Below are 26,241 nucleotides of genomic sequence, written 5' to 3'. Positions count from 1 at the left end.
CCGGAGGCGCTCGGATGAGGGGTGTCGGCGCCTAGACGGGCCGTTGAAGCCCGGCAGAAGATCAAACTTCCAGGCCGGGCGCTCACACCCCTCATCCGTCAGGCTCCGCCTGCCACCTTCTCCCACAAGGGGAGAAGGAAAGAGTCAATCCGCCGGCATGCGGCCGTAGTTGACGGCCATGCGGCCGATCAGGCCCTTGACGATCAGGTCGACCGGCGAGCCTTCGCGATAGTCGCCCGCCGCGACGAAGTTGACCCGGTCCTCCGAGATCAGGCGATGGATCTTGTCGTGGTCGCGCGGCGTGCTGTCGGGGTCATAGACGGCGATGGAGAAGCCGCCCTTGGTGTGCATCATCTTCATGGTCGGCACGTCGGTGTCGCCGTCGCCCAGGAAGATCATCCGGTCGAACGGAATGGGGCGCTCCTCGTCGGGGATGAAGCGGTTGATGCGCTCGTCGTCCCAGTGGTTGTGCACGCCCTTGTTGATGCGGAACAGATACTGGGTCTTGGTCGTGTAGTTGACGCCCACGGCGGGCCACACCGCCACGTCGTCCGCGTCATAGGCGTATTTCGAAGCGAACACGTGGGTGAAGGCCTCGGCGATGGGACAGCCCTCGATCATCTCGGTCAGGCCCGCCGAGATGATGTAGTGCTCGATCTCCAGCCCGTACTGGGCCCCGAAGGCGTTCATGCGGTCGAACCAGCTGCGGTCGCGCAGCCCTTCAAACAGCGCCACGTCACGGCCGTGATCGCGCAGCGTCTGGCGCGTCACCGGCGTCCCCTGCTCGCGCGCGGCCAGCAGCATCATCTGCATATACATCAGGATGCCGTCGCCGTCGGCGGCGATGGTCCGGGGACGGACGGTCTCGTTCCAAAACTGGGCCGGCGTCATTCCGATCGAGGGGATGAAGCTGACCTCCTGCATGTTCCCCCGGGCCAGCGTCCCGTCGAAATCATAGATGATGGCGGTCTTGAGCAGGGGGCGGGGCGTGTCGGCCATGAAAGCGTCCTGGGAAGGCTTGGACACGCCCTCTAGCACGGCTGGGCGGCCATATCAGCCCAGCAGCAGCTCCGGCGCCGCCGTCGGCGCCTCGGCCTCGATCGGCAGGTGCAGGATGAAGGCCGCGCCCTTGCCCGGTTCGGACTGGACCTCGGCCCAGCCGCCGTGCAGTTCGACCAGGGCCTTGACCAGAGCCAAGGCCACGCCCGGCCCGCCGCGCTCGCGCCGCACGAAGCGGTCGAAGACGTGCGCCTGCAGGTGATAGGGGATGCCCCGGCCGGTGTCCTCGACGCGGATGCGCACCTCGTTCGGTCCGGCCTCGGCGCTCAGGCTGACGGCGCCGCCTTCGGACACCGCCCGGCAGGCGTGCTCCAGCAGGTGATCGACCGCCTGGGCGATGCGGCGGGCGTCGGCGCGGATCGGCTGAAGCCCCGCCGGGCAGGCCAGATTCAGCGTCGCCCCGCGGCCCTCGACCTTGGGCCGGATCCGCTCGGCCGCCTCGTCCAGCAGGTCGCAGACCCGCACGTCGCCCAGCGTCAGCTCCATCTCGCCCGCGTCGATCTGGGCCATGTCCAGCACGTCGTCGATGGAGCGGGCCAGATGGCTGGCCGCCACGCGGATGGCCCCGGCGTGCTGGCGGCTGCGCTCGGGCAGGTCGCCCATCGCCTCCAACAGTTCGGAATAGCCGACGATGGTCGTCAGCGGGGTGCGCAGCTCATAGGAAACGCTGCCCACGAACTCGCGTTTCAGCGCCTGGCTCTCGGCCAGAGCGGCTTCCTTGGCCGCCAGCGCCTGCTCCAGCCCGCGCCGGGCCGTCACGTCCGAGAAGGCGACCAGGGTCGCGCCGTCCGGCAGGGGACGGGTCTGCCAGGCGGCGCTGCGGCCGTCCTCGGTGCGCCCCTCGCCGGCGATCGGCACCCGGCTTTCGGGATCCGGGTCGGCGACCCGCGCCTTCAGCCCCAGCCACAGGGCCGCGTCGGGCAGGACCGGGCGGCACAGAGCGGCCACGGCGTCGAAGTCGCCCGCCTCGTTCAGCCGTTCGCCCGACACCCCCCAGAAGGTCTCGAACGCCTCGTTGTGCAGCCGCAGCCGCCCGTCCGAACCGAACACGGCCACGGCGTCGTTCAGCTTATCCAGCGTCGCGCGCTGGACCTGGATCTGGGCGTTGTAGCGGCTGCGCAGCTGCAGCTCGCCGGTGATGTCCGAGAAGATCAGCAGGATGCCGCCCAGCGGGTGCGGCTGGCGCACCACCCGCAGCGTCCGCCCGTCCGGCAGCGACCAGCTGTCGTCCGGCGAGGCCTGGGCGGCGCCGTAGAAATCCAGCTCATCCGCCTTCCAACGGGCGTAGTCGACGACCTCGGGCAGCAGCCGCTTCTGGCGCAGCCGGTCCAGCAGCTCGGCGTGGGTCGGCCGCTCGTCCAGCCACGCCGGGTCGACCCCGAACAGCGACTGGAAGGCGGTGTTGTGGAAGGCCAGCCGCTTGGACGGGCCGAAGATGGCCACGGCGTCGGCCAGGTGGTTCAGCGTCTCGTCATGGGCTTCGACGTGGCGGCGCAGGGTGTCCCGCGTCTCCTCGGCCTCGGTCATCTCGATGGCGAAAGCGATCACGGCGCCGCGCCCGCCCGCCAGCGGCTCGGCCAGGATCTTCCACGCCCGGCGCCGTCCGCCCGCCGTGGTCCAGCGGAAGCCGTCCTGGCGCGCATTCAGACGCAGGGCCTCAGCCACCACCCCGTCGGCGCCCCGGTCGAAACTGAGCCCCCGCTCGCGCGCCTCGGCCAGGGTCTCGGCGCCAGTCTCGATCAGCCAGGCGCTGTTGGCCCAGACCAGCCGCCCGGCCCCATCCACGACCCAGGTCGGCGCCGGAGACTGTTCGGCCAGAACCCCCGCGCCCGCGCCGCCGTCTAGCGCGCCCTCGCCGCCGACCCCGGCCAGACGCGACAGCCGCAGCCAGGCCGCCCCGCCATGCGGCCGCCCCTCGACCGCCCAGGCGCCCTGCGGCGTCTCCATCAGCGTCTCGAACGCCTCTCCGGCCTGAACCAGCGCCTCCATGCGCCCGGTGTGCAGCCCGGTCAGGACATCGACCACGCCTTGCGCCGCCGCCAGCCCCTCAAGGCTGGGCGCCAGCGCCGACAGGGCCTCGGCCGAGCCGAACACCGCCTGCGCCTCGCCCTGCGGGCTCAGGGCCAGCCGCACGTCGTCGAACGCCGTCAGGGCCCCTTCGCTGGCCGCCGCCGAGGCCTGGGCGCCGCCCAGCCAGCGCTCGATCTCGACCTCGCGCGCCCCCAGCCGCGCGCGCAACCGCCAGGTCCAGGCGCTGATCGCCAGCGCCAGACCGGCCGCCCCTGCGGTGGCTGCATAAGCGATGTCGGCCTCGGCCATAGGTCCCCGGATGATGCGTCGCTGCGGCGGCCGCCGAGCGTCAGCGCGCCGACCGATTCGCGTTTACCATAACCTGATTGCGCGATTTGCGATGCGGCGTCGCCGCCGATTGCGGGACCGGCCGCGCCGGGCGATATCCTAAGCCATGAGCCAGACCTGGACCGATCAGACCGCCCCCTCCCTGGACGACTTCGCCCGCCTGGCCGAAGAGGCCTTCGCCGCCCTGCCCGACCTGTTCCGCCAGGCGGCCGGGGACATCGTCATCCGCATCGACGACTTCGCCGACGAAGAAACCCTGCGCGACCTGGAGATCGAGGACCCGTTCGAACTGACCGGCCTTTATTCCGGCGTCCACATCGGTGAGCGGGACAGCATGGGCCCGGCGCCCGAGCCGTCGCGCGTCTTCCTGTATCGCCGGCCGATCCTCGATGAATGGTGCGAACGCGGCGACGTCGGCCTGGCCGAGATCATCGCCCACGTCCTGATCCACGAGATCGGCCACCACCTGGGCCTGGACGACGATCAGATCCACGCCATCGAAGATGATGATGACTGAGGCGGGGGCGGGACCGCTGATGCAGAGCGGCGGCTGAGCTAGGCGCGGCGGGCTTCGAAGGTGATGACGTCGTCATCGCGACGGGGCGGCCGTCCATGCTCGTAACCGCCCGAGATGATAATGCCGACGAACCCCGTCGCAGCCAAAGCCAGCCGCATTTCCTCGACGCCCCACCAGCGCAGGCCGAACAGCTCCAGCTCCGACGCAGTCAGACGACCATCCGACCATTGATCATAGCGCAGATGCGAGACGACCGTCTGGTTCAGCAGATCGGAATCGACGCGCTCTTCGGTCAGGGTCAAAACGTCGCCGTTCCTGTCGGTCCACCGCCGGGTCGACCCCGGCGGCGCCAGGACGGCGCTGATCGGATCAAGGTCGAGGATCAGACGCCCGCCCGGCGCCAGATGATCGTGAAGACGCTTCAGCACCGCCAGACCTTCCTGCGCCGTGGCGATCAACTGGAACGATCCGGCAGGCAGGATGGCGGCGCCGAACCGCGTCGCATAGGCGAAGTCGTCAAAACGGGCGACGGACAGGTCCGCCTTCAGGCCGCGTCTGGCGCACGCCGCCCGGCACAGCTCCAGCATGGCTTCGGAAGCGTCAAAGCCGACGACGTCCAACCCGGCTTCCAGCAGGGGAACCAGCACGCGGCCCGCCCCGACGGCGGGCTCCAGCACGGGTCCCTCGCATCCTTTCAGCCGCGCGGCGTAGAACTCCACATCGCCGAAAGATCGGCCGACCGGCTTGTCCAGTTCATAGACCCGGGCGGCCAGACCGGCGTAGCGATTGCTCAGGACGTCCGCCATCGACCTCAGCCTGCGATCCGCTCCAGCTTGGCCGCGAAGAAGCCGTCCAGCCCGCCCTTTTCCGCCCATTGCGACGGCAGGATGCGCAGCCAGCCTTCGGGCGTCAGGGCCTCGTCCGGGGCGCCGACCTCGGCGGGAACGGCGGCGACGGTGCGGAAGGCCGGGTTGCGGCGCAGGAAGGCGATGACCTGAGTCTCGCCCTCTTCGCGCTCCAGCGAGCAGACGCAATAGACCAGACGGCCGCCCGGCTTCACCTTCTCGGCGGCCGCGTCCAGCAGTCGATGCTGCACATCGGCCAGCTTGGCCACGTCGGCGGGGCGGGTGGCGCGCAGGACCTCAGGGTTGCGGCGATAGGTGCCGGTCGCCGTGCACGGCGCGTCCAGCAGCACGGCGTCGAACGTCCGCTCGTCCTCCCAGTCCTCGGCCGGGACGGCGACGACCTCGGCCGTGAGGTTCATGCGCTCGAAATTCTGGCGCAAACGTTTCAGACGCGCCTCGGAACGGTCCAGCGCCACGACTTCGGCCCCGGCGGCGGCCAGTTGCAGCGTCTTGCCGCCCGGCGCGGCGCACAGGTCCAGCGACGTCTCGCCCGGCTTGACGGCCAGCAGACGCGCGGGCACGGCGGCGGCGGCATCCTGCACCCACCAGTCGCCCGCCTCGAAACCGGGCCAGGACGCGACATCGCCGCGCTTGCCGGTGCGGACCGTGCCGCCGGGCAGCACCTCGCCCTCGACAGAGGCCGCCAGTTCGGCCGGGTCGACGCCCGGCTTGGCCGTCAGGTCGGTCGCCGGCTCTTCCCGCGTAGCCAGGGCCAGGCCGATCAGGGACGCTTGGCCATAGGTCGCCTTCCAGCGCTGGGCCAGCCAGTCGGGCAGGTTGGACTCAGCGGTCGTCAGGCCCGGACCGTCGCGGCCGACGCCGCGCAGCACGGCGTTGACCAGATTCTTGTAGGGCCGCGTCTTGGGATCGCGCTCGGCCAGCTTCACCGCCGTCGACACGGCCGCGAAGGCGGGCGTCTCCAGCACCAGGGTCTGGGCCAGGGCGATGCGCAGGATCGTCATGACCGCCAGCGGCGGGGCCTTTTGGAGACGGCGCTCAAGGATCTGGTCGATCTCGCCCAGGCGGCGCAGGGCCGCCATCGCTACGGCGCGGGCGAAGGCGCGGTCCTGCGGCGGCAGATCGCGCGCGGGCGACTGCGACAGGGCCTCGTCCAGCCCCGTGCGCTTCTCCAGCGCGGCGTTCAACAGGACGCCGGCGACCAGACGCGCCTCGACGCCGACGTCGGCGTGCGGGTCGTCCGCGACCGGGCGCGGCGCCGGTTCACGACGCGGGCCGCGCGCCTTTTCGGCGATGCGGCGGCCGCGCGCGGCGGAGCTCCGGCCCTTGGGCGCGTCCCCGCTCACACCGACACCTGGGTGCCAAGCTCGACCACGCGGCCGGGCGGAATACGGAAGAAGTCGGTCGGATTGGCGGCGTTACGCATCAGGAAGATAAACAGTTTGTCCTGCCACAGAGGCATGCCCTGACGGGCGGTGGGAACGACGGACCGGCGGCCCAGGAAGAAGCTGGTCGACATGATATCGAACTTCAGCCCCTGTTTGCGGCACAGGGCCAGGGCGCGCGGCACGTTCGGCGTCTCCATATAGCCGAAGGTCAGCGTCAGGCGTTTGAAATCATCGCTGATCGGCTCGACCGCCACCCTTTGCAGGTCCGACACGCGCGGTCGGTCGGACGTGTGCACCGTCAGGATGATGTTCTTCTCGTGCAGCACCTTGTTGTGCTTGAGGTTGTGCATCAGGGCCACAGGCGCGACCTCGGCGTCCGAGGTCAAGAAGATGGCCGTGCCCGGCGCGCGGTGCGGCGGGCGGGCGCGCAGCATCTCGATCAGATCGGTCAGCGGCAGGCTGTCCTTGCGCGTCTTGTCGGTCAGGATCTGCGTGCCGCGCACCCAGGTCCACATGAGCATGACCAGACCGCCGCCCAGCACCAGCGGCATCCACGCCCCGGCCGGGATCTTCAGCAGGTTCGAGGTCAAGAAGACCGCGTCGATGAAGCCGAACGGCACCAGGGTCAGCAGGATGGCCCACATCGGCCACTTCCACTTATGCCGCACGACGGTGAAGGACATCAGGGTGTTGACCATCATGGTGCCGGTCACCGCCACCCCATAGGCGGCCGTCAGATTGTGCGAGGACTGGAAGGTCACCAGCACGAACAGCACGCCCACCATCAGCAGGCTGTTGATCGCGGGCACATAGATCTGGCCGGCCTGGGTCTCGGAGGTGTTGCGGATGTCCAGGCGCGGCAGCAGGCCCAGCTGCACCGCCTGCTGCGTCACCGAGAAGGCGCCGGTGATGACCGCCTGACTGGCGATCACCGTAGCCGCCGTCGCCAGCAACAGCATGGGCCAGTAGACCAGCTGCGGCACCATGTTCCAGAACGGGTTGTTCGCCGCGCCGGGGTGGGACAGCAGGAAGGCGCCCTGCCCCAGATAGTTCAGCGTCAGACACGGCAGAACGATAAACAGCCACCCCTGGCGGATCGGCGACTTGCCGAAATGGCCCATGTCCGCATAAAGCGCCTCGGCGCCGGTGACGGCCAGAAAGACGCTGCCCAGGATGACGAAGCCGAGGAAGCCGTCGGCGACCAGCAGCTTGATCCCGTAATAGGGCGACAGGGCCTTCAGGATCGACAGGTCATCGAAGATGTGCGCCACGCCCATCAGGCCCAGCGACAGAAACCACACCAGGGTGATGGGGCCGAAGAACTTCGCCAGCCCCGCCGTGCCGCGCGACTGGACCAGGAACAGGGCGATGAGAATGCCCGCCGCCAACGGCAGGATGAAGGGATCGAGGCGTCCATTCAGGCCCGGCGCCTCCTGCAGGCCCTCGATGGCCGACAGCACGGAAATGGCCGGGGTGATGACGCCGTCGCTGTAGAACAGAGCCGCGCCGCAGACGCCCAGGATGAACAGCCAGGCGCTGCGTCGGCCGATCGCGTGCTGGGCCAGGGCCATCAGGGACAGGGTGCCGCCTTCGCCCTTGTTGTCGGCCCGCATCAGGAACATGACGTATTTGAACGTCACCACCACCATCAGGGCCCAAAAGGCCAGGGAGACGACGCCGATGACGGCCAGATCGCCGTCGACGCCCTTCTGGGCGTGGCCGATGGCTTCGCGCAGGGCGTAGATCGGGCTGGTGCCGATGTCGCCGAACACCACGCCGATGGCGCCCAGGATCAGGGCGCGGCGGCCGGCCTTGCCCCCAGGGCCCGGCGAACCCCCGGCGGCGGGAGGCGGGGCGTGGGCGGGGGATGAGGCGTTGGCGTTAGGCGCGGCGTCGCCGCGGGGCGTGTCCCCGACCATGCATTGTTCTCCGGGTCGCGCGAGGAGGCGTGCCCATCAAGAGCCGCGGGCCTTTAGACCTTTTCCGTCAGCGCTTCAATCGCGCCCAGGTTCCGGCCGCGCCGCCGAGGACAGGATGCGACGGTCGTCCTTGGCCTGAAGCAGGATCACCACACCCTCGTCCGCCCCCGCCTCGACAGGCAGCGGAAACAGCACCGGGCGTCCGTTCCAGTCGCCCAGACGGCGCACCTCGCGCACGACATTGACGTGGGTCACCGCGCGGCCCCGGTTGTCGCCGCCCTTGACCTCGACCGTCTGCTGCCCCGGCCGATAGACCACGGCGACGACCTCGGCCCCGCCCTGCGGCGCCCGGCCGGAGCCGACGCCGACGCGGTCGCCGGTCTCGCGGAACTCGATCTCGGGCGGCCAGCCGCGACCGCGCGCCTCGGCCTCGACGGCGGCCTTCAGCTCCGGCGAGCGGGCGCCCGATACATGACGGCGCCCGTCGATCACCACCTGGGGCGTCGAGACGTTTCTAAGCTTCAGCGCCTGACGATAGGCGCGCTGGCGTTCGGCGAACTCGGGCCGGGCGAAGGTGTCGGGCCAGCCCAGATAGTCCCAGTAGTCGACGCCATAGGTCAGGACGATCACGCCCGGCTCGGCCGCCACGCTTTCGACGGTGCGGTTGGCGTCGGGGCAGCCCGCGCAGCCCTGGGCGGTGAACAGTTCGACCACCACCGGCTGGACCGGGGCGTCGCGCTCGCGCGACGGCGCGGCGGCGACGGCCAGCAGGCCTGCGCCCGCGACCACCGCCGTCATCCCGTACCTGAACAGGCCCCGTGCCATCATGGGCGCGATCCTATCCCTTCGGCCCGAGAACGCCGCTCATAAATGCGTGAGCGGAAAAAGAGGAAACGTCATCCCGGAAGCGGCGCAGCCGCTATCCGGGACCGCCCGGAACGTCGACGTCGCGTCTTCGGCGGTCCCGGCGCTCCGCTCTGCTGCGGCCGGGATGACGTGTCGGCGAACAGATTAATCCATCAGCTGTTGGGCCAGATAGACATAGTGGCGCGCCCAGCGGCGGGCGTTGGCGACCGGATCCGCGTCGTTGGAGTGGCCGCCCGCCGTGTCCTCGAAATAGAGGTGATCGTGGCCCTGGTCCCCCAGACGCGCCGCGAACTTGCGGGCGTGGCCGGGGTGGACCCGGTCGTCGCGCGTATTGGTCGTGATGTAGACGCGCGGGTATTTCACCTCCGGCCGCAGCTGCTGATAGGCCGAATAGCGGGCGATGAATTCGGCGTCGCCCGGAATGCGCGGATCCCCGTACTCGCCCATCCACGACGCGCCCGCCGGCAGTTCCTGATAGCGCAGCATGTCGATCAGAGGGCTTTCGATGACGGCCGCATTGAACAGCTCCGGATGCTGGGTGATCGACACTGAGGTCAGAACCCCGCCGTTGGAGCGGCCGTAGATGCCCAGATGGCGCGGGCTGGTGATCTTGCGCTGCTCCAGATCGCGGGCCACGGCGGCGAAGTCGTCGAAGGCGCGCTGGCGGTTCTCGCGCAAGGCCGCCTGGTGCCAGCCGGGCCCGAACTCGCCGCCCCCGCGAATGTTGGCCTGGACGAAGACGCCGCCGTTCTCCAGCCACAGCTTGCCCATCTCGGGCTTGTAGGCGGGCGGGAAGCTGGCCTGGAAGCCGCCGTAGCCGAACAGGATGGTCGGGCCGGTCCCGTCCATCGCCAGGTTCTTCGGCCGGGTGACGAAGTAGGGGATCTTCGTCCCGTCGGTCGAGGTCGCCTCGAACTGCTCGACCACATGGGTCGAGGCGTCGAACTTGGCCGGGGCCGACTTCAGCTCGGTCAGGGCGCCCGTCGAGACATCGGCCAGGCTGAGCGTCGGCGGCGTCAGGAAACCCTGCGTCGAGACGAAGACCTGCCCCTTGGCCTTGGAGCTGTCGCCCAGGCCCACGGCGCTGTTGGCCGGCACGGCGATCTCGGTGGCGGTCCAGCCCTCGGCGGTCGGGGTGAAGCGCTTCAGCGCGCCGACGACGTTGTCGGCGATCACGGCGACGAGGCTGTTCTCGAACACGCTGACGTTCTGCAGCGACTGGCGCGGGCCGGGCGCGAAGATGGTCGCAGCCTTGGCGTCGATGCGCACGTCCTGACGCGGCTGGCCCAGCGCGCCCAACGGCAGCGCCAGAAGCGAACCGGAGGCGTAGTCGTGGCCGTCGAAGCTCCAGGGCTGCTCGGGCGAGAAGACCAGCTTGCCGTCCAGCACGCCCTGAACGCCCACGCGCTCGGGCAGGGCCAGCTGATGCGGCTCGCCGTCCGAGCCCAGCATCCAGGTTTCCGAGCGGAAGGTGTCCAGCGGACGGCTGAACAGCACCGCCTCGACCGCGCCCGCCTTGTCGCGGAAGACCCGGGGGCTGACGCCATAGCCGCCGTCGGACTGCTGGCCGCGATAGACCTCGGTCGCGTGTTCCAGCGGATGACCGCGCTTCAGCGACTTGATGATGAAGGGATAGCCCGACTCCGTCAGGCTGCCGGGGCCGAAGTCGGTGGCGATCAGCAGGGTGTCGCGGTCCAGCCAGGAAATGCGGTGCTTGCCTTCGGGGATGACGAAGCCGCCGTCCACGAAGGTCTTGGTCGTCAGGTCGAACTCGCGCACCGTCACGGCGTCCATGCCGCCGTTGGACAGATTGACCAGGCAGCGGGTCTCGTCCGGCGCCAGGCAGTTGGCGCCCTTGAACACCCAGTCCTTGCCCTCGGCCTTGGCCAGGGCGTCGATGTCCAGCAGGGTCTCCCACTGCGGCTGGGCGGTGCGATAGGACGCCAGCGTCGTGCGGCGCCAGACTCCCTTGGGATTGGCCGCGTCCTGCCAGAAGTTGCCGAGGCCTTCGCCCAGGAAGTTGACGCCGGGGATGCGGTCGGTGGCGGTCAGGATGGCCTCGGCCTGCTGGCGAAAGGGCTCATAGCGGCGGTCGCCGGTCAGGGCGGCCAGGGCCTTTTCATTGGAGGCGGCGACGAAGGCGCGGGCCTCGGCGCCGTCCACCTCTTCCAGCGCCAGATGCTCGTCGGCGGCCTTGACCCCTTCGGGCGACAGGTCGCGCGGGAAGTGCGGCGGCGGGGTCACGGCCGAGGCGGCCGTCGGATCGGACACGGCGCCCTCGGCCATAGCGGGCGCGGCGGCCAACATCAAGGCCGGCAAGGCGACGGACAGGAACAGGGTTTTCACAATCTTCTCCGTTCATCCCCGCGGAGGCGGGGACCCAGTGCTTTGGCTCAATCAGCCGCCTTCAGAGTTTTCGCCCGCGCCCAGGCCGAGCGCGGGGCTCAAGCCTGGGTCCCCGCCTCCGCGAGGGTGAGCGGGCATGGTCTTATCGCTGCGCCGGCTGATCCATCAGCCGCCGGGTCAGATAGGTGTATTCCAGCGCGATGCGGCGGGCCGTCTCGCGCAGGTTGGCGCCGGCCGCGTGGCCGCCGTCGGTGTTCTCATAGAAGAGCACCGGATAGCCCAGCGCCTCCATCCGCGCCGCCGCCTTGCGGGCGTGGCCGGGGTGGACGCGGTCGTCCTTGGTCGAGGTGTGGATGAAGACTTCCGGATAGGGCTGACCCGCCACCAGCTTCTGATAGGGCGAGTACTGTTCGATCCAGGCGCGCTGTTCCGGGATGTCCGGGTCGCCGTATTCGCCGATCCAGCTGGCGCCCGCCAACAGCTTGTGGAAGCGCAGCATGTCGAACAGCGGCACCTGGATGACCGCCGCATTGATCAGGTCCGGGCGCTGGGTCAGCATGGCGCCCATGAACAGCCCGCCCTGCGAGCCGCCCATGACGCCCAGGTGCGGCTGGCTGGTGATCCCGCGCGTGATCAGGTCCTGGGCCACGGCCTGGAAGTCCTCATGCGCGCGCTGGCGGTTTTCCTGCTGGGCCGCCTGGTGCCACTTCGGGCCGAACTCGCCGCCGCCGCGCGTATTGGCGATGACGTAGACGCCGCCCCGCTCCAGCCACAGCTTGCCGACCGTCGGCGAATAGCCGGGCAGCAGCGACGACTGGAAGCCGCCGTAGCCGTACAGCAGCGTCGGGTTCGACCCGTCCAGCGCCATCGCGTCCTTATGGACGACGAAATAGGGGATCATCGTCCCGTCGGTCGAACGGGCCTCGAACTGATCCACGCGCATGCCGCTGGCGTCGAACTTGTCCGGCAGGGCCTTGGTCAGATCGACGGCCCCGGTCGCCGCATCGGCCAAATAGAGGCTGGACGGGTTCAGATAGCCGGTGACGCTGACGAAGATCTTGTCGTCCTGCTCCGAGGCCGAGCCGACGCCGACCGAGACGTTCTGCGGCAGGTCCAGACGCGAGCGGCTCCAGTCGGCCGGATCGTAGACATAGACCGAGCCGCGCACGTTTTCATAAAGCGCCACGACCAGCTTGTTGCGGGTGGCGTTGATCCCCTCGACCGCCTCGCGCTCGCCGGGGCGGATGACCAGACGGGCGGTCGCCTTCGGATCGGCCAGCCACGCCTGCAGGTCCCAGGCGATGACGTCGCCGGTCTTGAATTCCTGACCCGACGGCGCGGTCCAGTCCTGATCCGTCGTCACCACCAGCTGTCCGGCGACCAGGGCGTTGATGTTGGACTTGAGCGGCAGCTCCAGCTTCGTCGTCGAGCCGTCGGCGTTCAGGCGCCAGGTCTCGCTCTCATAGAAGTTGATCCCCCGGTTCAGCAGCACCGCCTGCACCACGCCGTCAGCGTCGCGCAGGGTGTAGCCGGACACCGAGACGTCGGTCTTCTGGCCGGCGAAGACCTCGACCGCCTGATCGATCGTCTGGCCGCGCTTCATCACGCGCACGGTGCGCGGATAGCCGGAGTCCGTCAGCGAGCCCTCGCCGAAGTCGCGCGAGATCAGCAGGGTGTCCTTGTCGATCCAGCTGGCGCCGCCCTTGGATTCCGGCAGGCTGAAGCCGCCCTCAACGAAGGTGCGCGTCACGCTGTCGAACTCGCGCAGGGTGACCGCATCCTTGCCGCCGTTCGACAGGGAGATCAGGCAGTAGCGCTCTTCAGGCGGCAGACAGGTCGCGCCCTTATAGACCCAGTTGGCGCCCTCGGCCGCCGACAGGGTGTCGATGTCCAGGATGGTCTCCCACTGCGGCGCGTCGGTGCGGTAGGAGTCCAGCGTCGTGCGGCGCCAGATGCCGCGCACATGCTCGGCGTCCTGCCAGAAGTTGTCGACGTGGCCGTCGTGGGTGAAGCCGGGCGAGGGGATGCGGTCGCGCGACTGCACCAGGTCCAGCGCCTGCTGGTGCAGGCCCTCATAGCGCGGATCGCCCTGCAGCACGCCCAGAGAGGTCTCGTTGTGCGCCTTGACCCACTCCATGGCGCGGTCGCCCTCGACCTCCTCCAGCCACAGATAGGGGTCGGTCGCGTCGCTGGTCGCGAAGCCCGGCGCGGTAGAGACGACACTGGTGGAAACGGAAGCTTGGGCCATGGCGACAGGTGCGGCTCCGGCGGCAAGGGAAAGGACGGCGACGGACGCCAGGGTGCGGATGATCATGGGTGTCCCCCAACGGACGAATGTTTCGCCGGGCACCTTGGCGACGCCGACGGCGAGGGGCAAGCGTCAGTCATATTACCGGCGCGTAATCTTCGGCCGCTGGATCGCGCTCAGTCGCCGTCGTCGGGGATGCACAGGATCTGGCCGCAGGCCTTGCAGTGGACGGCGTCCGGATCATGCTTCTGCAGGCCGCAGGTCGGACAGGGAAACTTCACCTTGTGCGGCCGGATCAGGGTCTGGGCCAGGCGGATGAACAGGGTGATGCCCACCAGCATGACGACGATGGAGATGACCCGGCCCCAGTTGCCCGGCAGGGTGATGTCGCCAAACCCCGTCGTCGTCAGGGTGGCGACGGTGAAGTAGAGCGCGTCCAGATAGCCGTTGATATGCTCGGCCTTGCCCCGGAAATAGGCGTAGACGAAGCCGGTCGTCACGAAGACGAAGGTGATCAGGGCGGCCAGGGCGCGGGTGATCTCCTCGACCCGGGTGTCGTCGAACCGGCGGCCGATGGTGCGCCAGAACAGGTCGCTGTTCAGCAGGCTCCAGAACCGCAGCAGCCGCAGGAAGCCGAAGTTGGCCAGCCAGGCCGGAAACAGCAGGGTCGCCAGGACGAACAGGTCGACCCAGACGATGGGCTTCTTCAACCAGTCGCGGACATCGGAATAGGCATAGGCCCGCGCCGCCAGGTCCAGCCCCAGGATGGCGGCGATGAAATAGTCGGCGACATAGAAGACCCAGCCCGCCTCCTTCAGGATCGGCGCGGCCAGAAAGAAGCCGATGATGATCAGATCGACCAGAATGACCATCAGGCGGAACTTCACCGCCGCCGGCTGGGCGCCGTGATAGAGGTAACGCAGGCGCGCCCTCAGTCTCAGGCCGTCGGGTCTGGCGGTTTGGCTCTGATCGGAAGTCATCGTCGCCAGCGATACATGAACCGGCGCAAAATCCTATATGAAGAGCAACATGAGTGAACCCGCCCGCCCCTACATCCGCATGAACGGCGCCGGAAACGCCTTCATCGTCGTCCAGGCCTTCGAGCAACCCTTCCACCCGACGGGGGACCAGGTGCGCGCCCTGGCCGCCCCGGCGGCGGGTCTGGGCGGCTTCGACCAGCTGATCGGCGTCGAACCGTCTGAGACGGCCGACGCCTTCATGCGGGTATGGAACGCCGACGGCTCGATGGTGGAAACCTGCGGGAACGCCCTGCGCTGCGTCGGCTGGCTGATGCTGGAGGCGACCGACAAGGAAGAGGTGGTGATCGACACCCTGAGCGGCCCGACCACCGCGCGCCGCGCCGCATCCTCTCTTCCAGGCCGCGTCGGGTCGGGAGATCCCGCAGGGTCGACGACCGCGGCCCAGCATCAAGTCACGGTGGATATGGGCGCGCCGCGTCTGGAGTGGGAGCAGGTGCCCCTGTCCGAAGAGATGGACACGCGCGGCATCGAGCTTCAGGTCGGACCGATCGACGCGCCCGTACTGCACACCCCCGGCGCCGTTTCGATGGGCAATCCCCACGTCGTCTTCTTCACCGATCGCCAGGACGACGCCTTCGTGCGCGGCTCTGGCTCGCTGGTCGAGCGCCACCCGCTGTTCCCTGAAGGGGTCAACGTCGGCTTCGCCCACGTCCTGTCGCCCGATCACATTCGGTTGCGGGTCTGGGAGCGCGGGGCGGGCCTGACCCTGGCCTGCGGCACCGGCGCCTGCGCCGCCCTGGTGGCCGCCGCGCGGCGCGGCCTGACCGGGCGAAAGGCCGTGGTGACGGTCGATGGCGGCCAGCTGACCATCGAATGGGACCAGGCTACGAACCACGTCTTCATGACCGGCCCGGTCCAGGTCGAAGGCGCCGGTTTCCTGCCCGAAGCCTGACCATTGCGTCTTGACCCAGCGTCAGCGGTTGTCGGCGACGGCCCCACCCTCTAGGAACGAGACGCGCCTGCCCTTGCCGAGATTAAAATGCCCGAATTGACCGACAAACAGACCTTCTCAGACGACGACGCTCTGGAGTTCCACAGCGATCCGATCCCGGGCAAGATCTCCATGGCCCCGACCAAGCCGATGGCGACCCAGCGCGACCTGTCGCTGGCCTATTCGCCGGGCGTGGCCGTGCCGGTCCTGGCCATCGCCGCCGATGCGGATAAGGCCTACGACTACACCGCCAAGGGCAATCTGGTCGCGGTCATCTCGAACGGCACCGCCATCCTGGGCCTGGGCAACCTGGGCCACATGGCCTCCAAGCCGGTGATGGAAGGCAAGTCGGTCCTGTTCAAGCGCTTCGCCGATGTCGACAGCTTCGACGTCGAGGTGAAGACCACCGACCCGGACGAGTTCGTCACCGTGGTCAAGAACATCGGCGACACCTGGGGCGGCATCAACCTGGAGGACATCAAGTCCCCCGAGTGCTTTGAGATCGAAGCCCAGCTGCAGGACCTGCTGGACATCCCCGTCTTCCACGACGACCAGCACGGCACCGCCATCATCTCGACCGCCGGCCTGATCAACGCCTGCCACATCGTCGGCAAGAAGCTGGAAGACGTGAAAGTCGTCCTGTCCGGCGCCGGCGCAGCGGGCCTGTCCTCCATCGCCCTGATGAAGGCCGCCGGGGTCAAGGCTGAGAACACCGTCATCTGCGATCGTCAGGGCGTGATCTACAAGGGCCGGGACAACGTCTCCCAATGGCAGGCGGCGCACGCCACCGACACGCCGCACCGCACCCTGGCCGAGGCCATGGTCGGCGCCGACGTGGTGCTGGGCCTGTCGGCCAAGGGCGCTATCACCAAGGAGATGGTCGCCTCCATGGCGCCCAATCCGATCATCTTCGCCATGGCCAACCCCGACCCCGAAATCACGCCCGAAGACGTCAAGTCCGTGCGTTCGGACGCCATCATGGCGACGGGCCGTTCGGACTACGTCAACCAGATCAACAACGTCCTGGCCTTCCCCTATCTGTTCCGGGGTGCGCTGGACGTGCGCGCGCGGCAGATCAACCACGAGATGAAGATCGCCTGCGCCCACGCCCTGGCGGCGCTGGCGCGCGAAGACGTGCCGGACGAGGTCGCCGCCGCCTATCGCGGCCGCAAGCTGAAGTTCGGTCCGGAATACATCATCCCGACGCCGTTCGATCCGCGCCTGATCTGGTACATCCCGCCTTTCATCGCCCAGACGGCGATGGACACCGGCGTCGCGCGCAAGCCGATCGAGGACATGGACGCCTATCGCATCAGCCTGCGCCAGCGGGTCGATCCGTCGGCCGCCCTGATGCAGAAGATCCAGGCCAGCGTGCGCTCGGGTCCGAAGCAGCGGGTTGTCTTCGCCGAGGGCGAGGAGCAATCAGTCATCCGCGCCGCCTGGGCCTTCAAACAGGCCGAGCTGGGCACGCCCATCCTGGTCGGCCGCGAGGAACTGATCCGTCAGAACGCCGCCGAGGCCGGTCTGAGCTTCGATGAGTTGGGCATTGAGATCATGAACGCCCGGATTTCCGAGCGGAACACCGATTACGTCGACTGGCTCTACGCCCGCCTGCAACGCCGCGGCTATCTGCGCCGCGACGTCCAGCGCATGATCAATCAGGACCGCAACTATTTCGCCGCCGCCATGGTCGCGCGCGGCGAAGCGGACTGCATGGTCACCGGCGTGACCCGCAATTTCAACATGGCCCTGAAAGAGGTCCGCCGCGTCCTGGACGTCAAGGACCGGATGATCGGCCTGTCGATCCTGCTGGCCAAGGGGCGCACCCTGTTCGTGGCCGACACCTCGATCCACGAACTGCCCGACGCCGCCGAACTGGCCGAGATCGCCGTCAAGGCCGCCGCCACGGTCAAGACCCTGGGCCGCAAGCCGCGCGTCGCGTTCCTCAGCTATTCGACCTTCGGCGACCCGCCGGGCGCGCGTGGCGAAAAGGTGCGCGAGGCCATCCGCATCCTGGACGGCATGGGCGTCGATTTCGAATATGAGGGCGAGATGCCCCCGGCCTTGGCGCTGAACTCCGAAGCGCGGACCAACTATCCCTTCATGCGTCTGACCGGCGACGCCAACGTCCTGGTCATGCCGGCTATCCACTCGGCCGCCATCTCGACCCGCCTGGTTCAGGCCCTGGGCGGCGCCACGGTGATCGGCCCGCTGCTGGTGGGTCTAGAGAAGTCGGTGCAGATCGTGCCCCTGGGCGCCTCGGTCGGCGAGATCATGACCGCCGCCACCTTCGCCGCCTATGCCGAAGGGGTGGAGATCGAGGACTGACCCCCTCGCCATCGCGACACCGTTCAGAGGCGGCCTTCGGGCCGCCTCTTTGCGTTTCAGGCGCCGGGCGCTTCTTCTGGGGCGGCCGCCTTCTTCTGCTCGGCGATCAGGCGCGCATGACGCGGCGCGACGTAGAAGGCCAGCAAAATGGCGAACACGCCGATGACCGTCGAATACAGGAAGAAGGTGACATAGCCCGCCCCCAGGCCAGCCGGAGACACCCCGCTCTTGGCCGCGCCTGCGACCAGAGATTCCGGCGGCAGGGCGTGAAACAGGCCCTTCAGCGCCCCCAACGGCCCCCCGGCGTCGGCCGCCCGCGCCGAGGCCTCGACAATCTTGCCGGACTGGGACGCGATCAGCTTGCCCGGCAGGGCGTACAGCGAGCTGAACAGGGCGTATTGGGTCGCGGTGAAGCCGATCGACGTCAGGCTGGACATATAGGCGATCAGCGCCGTCCCGGCGTAGCCGGTGGCGAGGTTATCCACGCCGATGGAGACGAACAGGGCGGTCAGATCATGCCCCTGGGTCGCCAGCCAGGCGAAGACCAGGTTCGACACCGGGCTCATGAAGGCCCCGACCACCATGGTCCGGATCAAGCCGAAGCGGGCGACGGACCACCCGCCGATGAAGACGCCCAGCGACATGGCGACGACGCCGAACAGCTTTCGCACCTCGCCGATCTCGATCAGGCTGAACCCCAGGTCGATGTAGAAGGGGTTCATGATGTTCAGCACGAAATCCGCCAGGCGATAGAGGCAGATCAGCGCCAGGATCGGCCCGGCCAGCTTGCCGAAGCGGACGAAGAAATCCTTCAACGGCGCACCGAACGACCCCGCCAGATAGGCGCCCGGACGACTGCGCCAGCCCGGCACCGGCGCGCAGGCGAAGAACAGCAGGCCGAAGCCCAGCACGATCCAGGCGAACTGGATCAACACCCCGCCGCCCCCGCTTTCAGCCAGCCCCGCGCTCAGCACGGCCAGAACCGCTTCGGGCAGGACCGCGCCGAAGGCCCAGGCGAAGGCGTCGATCTTGTCGGTCAGTCCTGTGCCGATCAGCACCGCCGCGACGAAGATCAGGCCGAGGCGCACCACCCATTCGATCTTCTCGGCCACGGGACGGGACGGAATGTCGGAGACGGGAATGGCGCGCACGACGTGCTGCTTCTCGCGCGGCGCCAGCAGGACGCCCATCACGCCGACGCCCATCAGGGCGGCCATGATCGCGTAGGACAGGTTCCAGTTGTAGAACTGCGCCAGCGCCAGAGGCACGAAGCCGGCGACGATCTGAGCGACGCGATAGCCGAGCTGGTAGGCCGCCGCCATCGCGCCCTGACGGCTGTCGTCCACCGCCTCAATACGCCAGGCGTCGATGGCGATGTCCTGGGTCGCGCCGAAGAAGCCGACCATCACGGCGAAGGCGGCCACGGCGCCCAAGGACGTCTGCGGATTGGAGCCCGAGATCAGCCACAGGCCGGCGATGATCACCACCTGGGTCGCCAGCATCCACGAGCGCCGATGCCCCAGCCAGCGCGTCAGGCCGGGAATATTGGTGCGGTCAAGCAGCGGCGCCCAGACGAACTTCAACGCATAGGTCAGGGTGGCCAGGGCGAAGAAGCCGATCATCTCCAGCGTCACGCCCGCGTCGCGCAGCCAGGCCGACAGGGTGTCGTAGATCAGCAAATTCGGCAGGCCCGCCGCGAACCCCAGCAGCAGCATGGCCATCGGCCGCCGCTCGCCATAGACGGCCAGCCCCCCGAAACGTCCGGCAGGCGCGTTGGGCGTCTTGGTATCAATCATACGTGGCTCCGGCGGGCGCCGCCGGGCGATACGGACGACGAACTACTGGCAGATCAGGAAGCCGCGACCTTGGCGCGGTTGGCCCCGTTCGTCCAGCGGGCCAGCGCGCTTCGCAGAGCGTCCGCCTCCAGCGGCTTGGACAGGTGGTCGTCCATGCCCGCCGCCAGACAGGCGGCGCGGTCCTCGGCGAAGGCGTTGGCGGTCAGGGCGATGATCGGCGTCTGGTCGCCGCGCGCGCGCAGGGCGCGCGTCGCGCCGGGCCCGTCCAGACGCGGCATCCGCATGTCCATGAAGACCAGATCGAAGCGCGCCGCCTTCATCGCCTCCAGCGCCTCATGCCCATCGGCGGCTGTCTGAACGACGCAGCCCTCGCGACGCAACAGGGTCCTGGCCAGAAGGGCGCCGACCGGATTGTCCTCGACCAGCAGGACCCGCACGCCCTTGAAGGCGACATGGGCGACCCGGTCGTCGTCGCCGGATCGAACCGGCGGCGCCGCGACGCCCCGGCGCGGCGCCAGCGCCCCCAACACCTGCTCGGACAGCGAGGCCCGGCGCAAGGGCTTGATCAGATAGCCGCAGAAGCCGGCTGCTCGGTAGCGGCTGATCAGATCCCGCTCGTTCGGGCGAAGCAGGATGATGGACTGGCCCTGAACCGGCTTGGCCGCCAGCGCCCCTACGTCGGCGCCGGCATGATCCACCAGAGTCACCTGCGCCTGACGCGCCACCCGCCCGCCGGAGGCCTCGATCTGGTCGGCCGCCGCGCGTCGCACGAAGGGATCGGGCGTGCGGATCGCCACCGCCAGCTTGGCCAGCGGCCGCGCGCGCGGCGTGGCGCCGGGCGCGAGCGGGAAGGCGGCTTCGAAACGGAACCGGGCGCCGGCGCCTTCGGGGCGGTCCTCGACCACGACGGCTCCGTCCATGGCGCGGGCCAGGCGCCGCACCACCGCCAGGCCCAGGCCCGCGCCGTCGAAGCGGGCGGCGTCCGAGGCGTCGGCGTGGCCGAACTCTTCGAAGATGCGGCTGCGCGCCTCTTGCGGCACGCCCGGTCCGGTGTCGTCGACGATGAAGGCCAGCCGCACGGGCGCGCCGTCCCGCGGTTCGCCCACCGCTTCGACCGCCAGACGCACGCCGCCCCGGTCGGTGAACTTGACGGCGTTTCCAGCCAGGTTGAACAGGATCTGCCGCAGACGGCCCTCGTCGGCGACGATGTCGGGCGCGTCGGCGGCCACCGACCAGACGATCTCCAGCCCCTTGTCGTGGGCGCGCGGACTGAGCAGTTCGGCCACGCCCCGCACCAGGCCTTCCAGGTCGACCGGCGCCGGATCGAACTCCAGCGCCTCGGCCTCCAGCCGGGCGTAATCCAACAGGTCGTTGACCAGGCCCAACAGATGTTCGGCCGACTTCTGCGCCGCCTCGGCATAGGCGCGCTGCGCCCCGTCCAGCCGCGTGCGCGACAACAGGCCGAGCATGCCGATCACCCCGTTCAGAGGCGTGCGCATCTCATGGCTCATCAGCCGCAGGAACTGCTGTTCGGGCGAAGCGCCGTCCGCAGGCGCGTCGGACGGCCCCGCTCCCAAGCCGGACATGGCTGGAAGAAGCGCGTTCTGCGACGGTTTGCGGCGGGTCTGTCCCATAAGGCCACGCTAGGCCTCCCGGGGTTAATTCAACACGAACGGCCTCGGCCCGTCTGCGCCCTCCTTCACGGGAAACAAGCCGCGTCGGCTGACCTGACGGTCGAAATCCTCATGAGCGCCGACCGTGCTGCGTCGGTACATCAGGGCCTCGGCCACATGGCGGCGCAGCACCCCGTCCGCCCCGTCCAGGTCGGCGATGGTGCGCGCCAGACGCAGGGTGCGGGTCCAGCCCCGCGCGGTGAGCCCGCCCGCCTCCCCCGCCTTCATCAGCAGGGCGCGACCAGCCTGGTCCGGGGCGGCGAACCGTTCCAGCGCCTCGCCCGACGCCCGGGCGTTGAGGGCCTGCATCCCCGTCAACCCGGCCTCGGCCTGACGGGCCTCCTGCATCTGCATGGCGGCGAAGACCCGGGCGGCGGCTTCGGCCGTGCCTTCGGCCGGAGGCGGCAGGATCATGTCGGCGGCCGTGACCGGCGGCGTCTCGACCGTCAGGTCGATGCGGTCGAACATCGGGCCGGAAATACGGTTCTGATAGTCCCTTTGACAGCGCGGAGCCTTGCCGCAGGCGCCCCTGCCCGGTCCGCCCACGCCGCAGCGGCAAGGGTTCATCGCCGCCACCAGCTGGAAGCGCGCGGGATAGCGCACATGGGCGTTGGCCCGCGCCACCACGATCTCGCCGGTCTCCAGCGGTTGACGCAGGCTGTCGAGCGCCTGGGCCGAATATTCCGGCAGTTCATCGAGGAACAGCACGCCGTTGTGCGCCAGCGACGCCTCGCCCGGCTTGGCCTTATGTCCGCCCCCGGTCAGGGCGGCCATCGAGGCCGAGTGATGCGGCGCGCGGAACGGTCGTTCCCGCGTCAGCGCCCCGCGCTCGATCAGGCCCGCCACCGACCAGACCATCGAGGTCTCCAGCCGCTCCAGCGGCGTCAGCGGCGGCAGCAGGCCCGGCAGACGCGCCGCCATCATCGACTTGCCCGAACCCGGCGGGCCGACGAACAGCAGGTTGTGGCCCCCCGCGGCGGCGATCTCCAGCGCCCGTTTGGCGCCCTCCTGCCCCTTGACCTCGCGCAGGTCGGGCACGGCGCCCCCCTCCACCACCGGCCCCGGCTGGGGCGGGCGCAGCACCTGGGTCCCGCGAAAATGATTGATCAGGCCGATCAGGGAACGCGGCGCCAGCAGCCGCACATCTCCCGCCCAGGCCGCCTCCGGCCCGTTCGCCTCCGGGCAGATCAGGCCCAGCCCCATGGCGTTCACCGCCATGGCCGCAGGTAGGGTCCCGCCGACGCCTGCGATCTGGCCGTCCAGCCCCAGTTCTCCGACCGCCGCCCAGCCGTCCAGCGCGTCCGGCCCGATCACGCCCATCGAAGCCAGCACGGCCAGGGCGATCGGCAGATCGAAATGGCTACCCTCCTTGGGCAGGTCGGCCGGGGCCAGATTGGCGATCACCTTCTTGGCGGGCAGCGCCAGGCCGATGCCGGCGAAGGCGCCGCGCACCCGTTCGCGGCTTTCGGCCACCGCTTTGTCCGGCAGGCCGACAATGGCGAAGGCCCCGGCGGGCGAGCCGACCTGCTGCACTTCAACGTCGACCCGGCGCGCATCGACGCCGTCGAACGCCACCGTCACCACTCGAGCCGCCATCGTGTTCTCTCCCTCGGTAAAGAGAACAAATCACGAACTCAAGTAAACTGCAAGAGCGCCGTTCGATCAGGCGCGTGGGCGGCTTTTCAGCCGTCAGGCGGCCGCCGCCTTTCTCTGCTCGATGACCGCCCACATCCGCTCGGTGGCGTCGATCCCGGCGAAGTTCAGCAGTTGCTGTGCGCCGGTGGGCGAGGTCACATTGATCTCCGTCAGATAGTCGCCGATCACGTCGATGCCGACGAAGATCAGGCCGCGTTCCTTCAGATAGGGGCCGATGGCGGCGCAGATCTCCCGGTCGCGCGGGGTCAGCTCGACCGGCGCCGCCGTGCCGCCGACGCGCAGGTTCGAGCGCACCTGATCCTTGGCCGGAATGCGGTTGATGGCGCCCACGGGCTCGCCGTCAATCAGGATGATGCGCTTGTCGCCCGCCGCGACGGCGGGGATGAATTTCTGGATCACCAAAGGATCGCGCGACCCGGCCGCGTGGATCTCGATCAGGGCCTCCAGATTCGGATCGTCGGCCTTCAGCCGCACCACGCCCGACCCGGCCGCGCCATGCAGGGGCTTGAGCACCACATCGCCATGACGGCGGTGGAAATCGACCAGGGCTTCGGGGTCGGACGACACCAGGGTCGGGGGCTGCAGGCCGGGAAACAGGGTGGCGATCAGCTTCTCGGGCGCCGAGCGCACCTCAGCCGGATCATTGACCACCAGGGTCCTGGGATGCACCCGCTCCAGCAGATAGGTGGCGGTGACATAGGCCATGTCGAAGGGCGGGTCCTGACGCATCAGGATGACGTCCACGTCCTCAGCCAGATCCAGCCGCTGCTCGGGGCCGAAGTCGGCGTGGTCGCCCTGCTTGCGCTGCACCGTCACCGGACGGGCGCGGCAGAACAGGCGGCCGTCCTCCAGGGCCAGGGTGCGGAAGTCGTAGACCCACAGCTTGTGGCCGCGCGCCTGGCCGGTCAGGGCCATCAGGAAGGTGGTGTCCGACTCGACGTTGACCGCCTCGAGCGGGTCCATCTGGATGGCGACCTTGAGCATGGGGTGTCCTTTTTGGTGGGCGCTATCGCTCGCGCCGCGGGCGCTGGCTGAATGAGCGCCCGAGCAAGGACGCCGCTGAGCGTTACTTGAGGCCGCGACAGCTCGGCTGCAAGGCCGCGCTTCAGTTCAGTTGCAGCCGCATCCGGTCCAGCCGGACGTCGCAGGCGACGAGCGGCTCGCCCAGGGTGCGGGCGCGCGACAGGGCGTGCATGGCGCCGGTCAGGGCGCCCTGCTTCTCGCGGGCGGCGGCGACGTCCAGCCAGGGGCGGTGATCCTCGGGGTCCAGCAGGGCGCGGCGCAGCGCCGAACGCTCGGCGCTTTCATAATCGCCGGCGTGAAGCGCGCGGTTGAACAGGATGTTCTGCAGCCGGATCAGGGCCTGACGCTCGCTGACCGGCGCCATCAGAAGGTCCAGCCGGTCGGCCACATGCGGCGTCAGCCCGGCCAGAAGGGCGCGGCGCGTCAGCTCCGACGGCAGCACCAGCCGTCCCTGGCTGAACGGGTCCAGCGCCACCGGCCCCTCGGGCGTTTCGACCCGCAGCAGGACGTGGCCGGGAAAGTCGACCGGCGCCGCGCTCAGCCCGGCCCGGCGCGCGGCGTCCAGATAGAAGATGACCAGCACCGCCGACAGGCCGCGCCGCCGCTCGGCCACGTCGATCACGTCCGTATTGGCCGGATGGTCGTAGTTCAAAAGGTCGCCGTTCAGCCGCAGGTCGCCGGCAAGCGCCTCGGTCAGGGCCTCATCGGGGCTTTCCTGAGCCGCCCGCTCCTTCAGCCGCTGGGCGGCGTGGTCGGCCAGGATGCGCACCCCGTCGGCGTCGCGGAACGGATAGTCGTGGATGGCGCAGGCGATGGCGCAATCCAGCAGGGGAAAGGCCCCGTCCGGCCTCTCGCCCGCCTGCGCCAGCACCGCCTCTGCTTCCTCGCGCGTCAAGGCCGATCCGCTCCCCTGGAGATCACGCCGCGAAGATGACGCGGAAAGCGTCCGGGGGCCAGCGTCACCATGTCGATTCTCAGGTCCAGCGCCGCCAGAGCCGGCCGCCCGCGCGCCGCCGCCTCGGCCGCGCGGATCAGACGCTGGTGTTGATCGGGCCCCAGAGCCAGCGCCGCCGCCTCCAGCGTGGCGCGGCGCTTGACCTCGACGGCGGCCAGAACCCGCCCGCGCCGGGCCAGGATGTCGATCTCCCCGCCCCGCCCCTTCAGGCGAAAGGCCAGCACCTGATAGCCCTTGAGCATCAGCCACAGGGCGGCGATCCACTCGGCGTCATGCCCTTGACGATGCGCCCGCCCGCCGACCGCCTTGCGCCAGCCCGCCTTGGGCCGCTTGGGCGGCGGCTGCGGGCGCGACAAGCGAGAGGGCGGGGCCGGGCTCACCGCGCCTTCAGCTCCAGCGCCCGCTTGTACAGCGGCTTGCGCGGCAGGTTCAGAGCCTTGGACACCTCGGCCGCCGCCTCGCCGGGCGGCAGGCGGGTGAGGGCTTCGGACAGGGCGGCGTCGGCGTCGGCGGCGCTGGCCGTCTCGGCCTCGCCGGGGCCGACCACCACCACGATCTCGCCCTTGGGCGCGTCCAGACGCGGATCGGCGGCCAGCTCAGCCAGATCGCCGCGCACGCATTCCTCATAAAGCTTGGTCAGTTCGCGGGCCACGGCGGCGGGGCGCGGCCCCAGCACCTGCGCCATATCGGTCAGGCTGTCCCTCAGGCGCGGGCCGCTTTCAAAGAAGACCAGCGTCTGACGGCCGGTGCGCAGCTCCTCCAGCGCCGTGCGGCGCGCGCCCGACTTGGACGGCAAGAAGCCCGCGAACAGTATCCGGTCGGCGGGCAGGCCGGCGATGCACAGGGCGGCCAGCAGGCTGGACGGTCCCGGCACGGGATGCACCGGCAGGCCCTCGGCCACGGCCGCCCGCGCCACGACATAGCCGGGGTCGGACACCAGGGGCGTGCCCGCGTCCGACACCAGGGCCACCACCTCGCCCGCCTTCAACCGCTCGAGCGCGATCTCGGCGGCGCGGGCCGAGGCGTGGTCGTCGCAGCGCTCCAGCTTGGCCTTCAGCCCATAGGCGGTCAGCAGCTTGGCCGTGACCCGGGTGTCCTCGGCCAGCACCAGATCGGCCGCCGCCAGCACGTCCAGCGCCCTCAGCGTCATGTCGCGCAGATTCCCGATCGGCGTCGCCACCAGATAGAGGCCCGGCGAAACGGGGCGCGCGGGCGGGGCGGTCGGCGGGAAAAGCGGGGCGTCTGACATCGGCCGGACCCTGCCAGCCCGGCGC

19 protein-coding genes are annotated in these 26,241 nt (G+C 69.4%); 3 read left to right on the top strand and 16 right to left on the bottom strand.

All coding sequences use genetic code 11. From position 1 onward, the window contains the following. Positions 1-144 precede the first annotated feature (144 nt). Entirely contained in the window at positions 145-999 is an 855-nt protein-coding gene (locus ACLBV5_RS08805; protein ID WP_447605427.1) for an HAD family hydrolase, read from the bottom strand. Between the two features lie 54 nt (positions 1,000-1,053). Then, positions 1,054-3,378, bottom strand: a complete 2,325-nt coding sequence (locus tag ACLBV5_RS08800) for an ATP-binding protein (protein ID WP_447605426.1) — start codon at positions 3,376-3,378, stop codon at positions 1,054-1,056. Positions 3,379-3,523: 145 nt separating this feature from the next. Between ACLBV5_RS08800 and ACLBV5_RS08795 the strand changes: the two genes are divergently transcribed. After that, positions 3,524-3,934, top strand: coding sequence for a metallopeptidase family protein (locus tag ACLBV5_RS08795; protein WP_447605425.1), 411 nt, complete (start codon positions 3,524-3,526; stop codon positions 3,932-3,934). A gap of 38 nt (positions 3,935-3,972) precedes the next feature. On the opposite strand, the gene ACLBV5_RS08790 is transcribed toward ACLBV5_RS08795, so the two are convergent. From ACLBV5_RS08790 to ACLBV5_RS08760, 7 genes are all read right to left on the bottom strand, one after another. Beyond that, positions 3,973-4,740: a class I SAM-dependent methyltransferase gene (locus tag ACLBV5_RS08790; RefSeq protein ID WP_392354694.1), complete on the bottom strand. Its 768-nt coding sequence runs from the start codon at positions 4,738-4,740 to the stop codon at positions 3,973-3,975. A 5-nt stretch (positions 4,741-4,745) separates the two neighbouring features. Then, on the bottom strand, positions 4,746-6,143 hold the full coding sequence (locus ACLBV5_RS08785; RefSeq protein ID WP_447605424.1) for an RsmB/NOP family class I SAM-dependent RNA methyltransferase: 1,398 nt from the start codon (positions 6,141-6,143) through the stop codon (positions 4,746-4,748). Beyond that, positions 6,140-8,104 (bottom strand): potassium transporter Kup, encoded by a 1,965-nt coding sequence (locus ACLBV5_RS08780; protein ID WP_025976492.1) that lies wholly within the window; start codon positions 8,102-8,104, stop codon positions 6,140-6,142. Before ACLBV5_RS08780 ends, ACLBV5_RS08785 begins: the two co-directional genes overlap by 4 nt. Positions 8,105-8,179: 75 nt before the next feature. Next, positions 8,180-8,932 (bottom strand): DUF1223 domain-containing protein, encoded by a 753-nt coding sequence (locus tag ACLBV5_RS08775; RefSeq protein ID WP_025976491.1) that lies wholly within the window; start codon positions 8,930-8,932, stop codon positions 8,180-8,182. A gap of 183 nt (positions 8,933-9,115) precedes the next feature. Continuing rightward, positions 9,116-11,278: a prolyl oligopeptidase family serine peptidase gene (locus ACLBV5_RS08770; protein ID WP_447605481.1), complete on the bottom strand. Its 2,163-nt coding sequence runs from the start codon at positions 11,276-11,278 to the stop codon at positions 9,116-9,118. 181 nt (positions 11,279-11,459) lie between these two features. Continuing rightward, on the bottom strand, positions 11,460-13,631 hold the full coding sequence (locus tag ACLBV5_RS08765; protein ID WP_447605423.1) for a prolyl oligopeptidase family serine peptidase: 2,172 nt from the start codon (positions 13,629-13,631) through the stop codon (positions 11,460-11,462). A 110-nt stretch (positions 13,632-13,741) separates the two neighbouring features. Then, a complete protein-coding gene (locus tag ACLBV5_RS08760) occupies positions 13,742-14,545 on the bottom strand; it encodes a potassium channel family protein (protein ID WP_134581991.1) in 804 nt (267 codons plus the stop codon). A gap of 49 nt (positions 14,546-14,594) precedes the next feature. On the opposite strand from ACLBV5_RS08760, the gene dapF reads away from it, so the two are divergent. Together dapF and ACLBV5_RS08750 are read left to right on the top strand one after the other, a co-directional pair. Further along, positions 14,595-15,497, top strand: coding sequence for a diaminopimelate epimerase (gene dapF / locus ACLBV5_RS08755; RefSeq protein ID WP_447605422.1), 903 nt, complete (start codon positions 14,595-14,597; stop codon positions 15,495-15,497). An 87-nt stretch (positions 15,498-15,584) separates the two neighbouring features. Further along, positions 15,585-17,864, top strand: a complete 2,280-nt coding sequence (locus tag ACLBV5_RS08750) for an NADP-dependent malic enzyme (RefSeq protein WP_447605421.1) — start codon at positions 15,585-15,587, stop codon at positions 17,862-17,864. A 56-nt stretch (positions 17,865-17,920) separates the two neighbouring features. Here the strand turns inward: ACLBV5_RS08750 and ACLBV5_RS08745 are convergent, their stop codons facing one another. The 7 genes from ACLBV5_RS08745 to rsmI form a co-directional block, all read right to left on the bottom strand. Next, positions 17,921-19,660 (bottom strand): AmpG family muropeptide MFS transporter, encoded by a 1,740-nt coding sequence (locus ACLBV5_RS08745; protein ID WP_025976485.1) that lies wholly within the window; start codon positions 19,658-19,660, stop codon positions 17,921-17,923. Positions 19,661-19,713: 53 nt separating this feature from the next. Beyond that, the gene (locus ACLBV5_RS08740) at positions 19,714-21,246 is read right to left on the bottom strand and encodes a response regulator (RefSeq protein ID WP_134581988.1); all 1,533 of its coding nucleotides are present in this window, start codon (positions 21,244-21,246) and stop codon (positions 19,714-19,716) included. Positions 21,247-21,318: 72 nt separating this feature from the next. Beyond that, positions 21,319-22,929, bottom strand: a complete 1,611-nt coding sequence (locus ACLBV5_RS08735; protein WP_025976483.1) for a YifB family Mg chelatase-like AAA ATPase — start codon at positions 22,927-22,929, stop codon at positions 21,319-21,321. A 93-nt stretch (positions 22,930-23,022) separates the two neighbouring features. Further along, positions 23,023-23,973, bottom strand: coding sequence for a glutathione synthase (gene gshB, locus ACLBV5_RS08730; protein ID WP_447605420.1), 951 nt, complete (start codon positions 23,971-23,973; stop codon positions 23,023-23,025). Positions 23,974-24,094: 121 nt separating this feature from the next. Then, the gene (locus ACLBV5_RS08725; protein ID WP_025976481.1) at positions 24,095-24,907 is read right to left on the bottom strand and encodes a SirB1 family protein; all 813 of its coding nucleotides are present in this window, start codon (positions 24,905-24,907) and stop codon (positions 24,095-24,097) included. Continuing rightward, a complete protein-coding gene (locus ACLBV5_RS08720; RefSeq protein ID WP_447605419.1) occupies positions 24,904-25,323 on the bottom strand; it encodes a YraN family protein in 420 nt (139 codons plus the stop codon). The genes ACLBV5_RS08725 and ACLBV5_RS08720 overlap by 4 nt, the downstream gene beginning before the upstream one ends. Positions 25,324-25,343: 20 nt before the next feature. After that, on the bottom strand, positions 25,344-26,216 hold the full coding sequence (gene rsmI, locus ACLBV5_RS08715; protein ID WP_447605418.1) for a 16S rRNA (cytidine(1402)-2'-O)-methyltransferase: 873 nt from the start codon (positions 26,214-26,216) through the stop codon (positions 25,344-25,346). Between the last annotated feature and the right edge of the window lie 25 nt (positions 26,217-26,241).

The sequence above is a fragment of the Brevundimonas sp. M1A4_2e genome (genome assembly GCF_053345555.1).
The sequence above is the reverse complement of the archived record's forward strand: the minus strand, read 5'-3'. Positions and strand labels throughout refer to the sequence as shown.

Coding starts and splice junctions, on each gene's coding strand:
- ACLBV5_RS08805 (WP_447605427.1), bottom strand. CDS start 999: ATGGCCGACACGCCCCGCCCCCTGCTCAAGACCGCCATCATCTATGAT.
- ACLBV5_RS08800 (WP_447605426.1), bottom strand. CDS start 3,378: ATGGCCGAGGCCGACATCGCTTATGCAGCCACCGCAGGGGCGGCCGGT.
- ACLBV5_RS08795 (WP_447605425.1), top strand. CDS start 3,524: ATGAGCCAGACCTGGACCGATCAGACCGCCCCCTCCCTGGACGACTTC.
- ACLBV5_RS08790 (WP_392354694.1), bottom strand. CDS start 4,740: ATGGCGGACGTCCTGAGCAATCGCTACGCCGGTCTGGCCGCCCGGGTC.
- ACLBV5_RS08780 (WP_025976492.1), bottom strand. CDS start 8,104: ATGGTCGGGGACACGCCCCGCGGCGACGCCGCGCCTAACGCCAACGCC.
- ACLBV5_RS08775 (WP_025976491.1), bottom strand. CDS start 8,932: ATGATGGCACGGGGCCTGTTCAGGTACGGGATGACGGCGGTGGTCGCG.
- ACLBV5_RS08770 (WP_447605481.1), bottom strand. CDS start 11,278: ATGTTGGCCGCCGCGCCCGCTATGGCCGAGGGCGCCGTGTCCGATCCG.
- ACLBV5_RS08765 (WP_447605423.1), bottom strand. CDS start 13,631: ATGATCATCCGCACCCTGGCGTCCGTCGCCGTCCTTTCCCTTGCCGCC.
- ACLBV5_RS08760 (WP_134581991.1), bottom strand. CDS start 14,545: ATGACTTCCGATCAGAGCCAAACCGCCAGACCCGACGGCCTGAGACTG.
- dapF (WP_447605422.1), top strand. CDS start 14,595: ATGAGTGAACCCGCCCGCCCCTACATCCGCATGAACGGCGCCGGAAAC.
- ACLBV5_RS08750 (WP_447605421.1), top strand. CDS start 15,585: ATGCCCGAATTGACCGACAAACAGACCTTCTCAGACGACGACGCTCTG.
- ACLBV5_RS08745 (WP_025976485.1), bottom strand. CDS start 19,660: ATGATTGATACCAAGACGCCCAACGCGCCTGCCGGACGTTTCGGGGGG.
- ACLBV5_RS08740 (WP_134581988.1), bottom strand. CDS start 21,246: ATGTCCGGCTTGGGAGCGGGGCCGTCCGACGCGCCTGCGGACGGCGCT.
- ACLBV5_RS08735 (WP_025976483.1), bottom strand. CDS start 22,929: ATGGCGGCTCGAGTGGTGACGGTGGCGTTCGACGGCGTCGATGCGCGC.
- gshB (WP_447605420.1), bottom strand. CDS start 23,973: ATGCTCAAGGTCGCCATCCAGATGGACCCGCTCGAGGCGGTCAACGTC.
- rsmI (WP_447605418.1), bottom strand. CDS start 26,216: ATGTCAGACGCCCCGCTTTTCCCGCCGACCGCCCCGCCCGCGCGCCCC.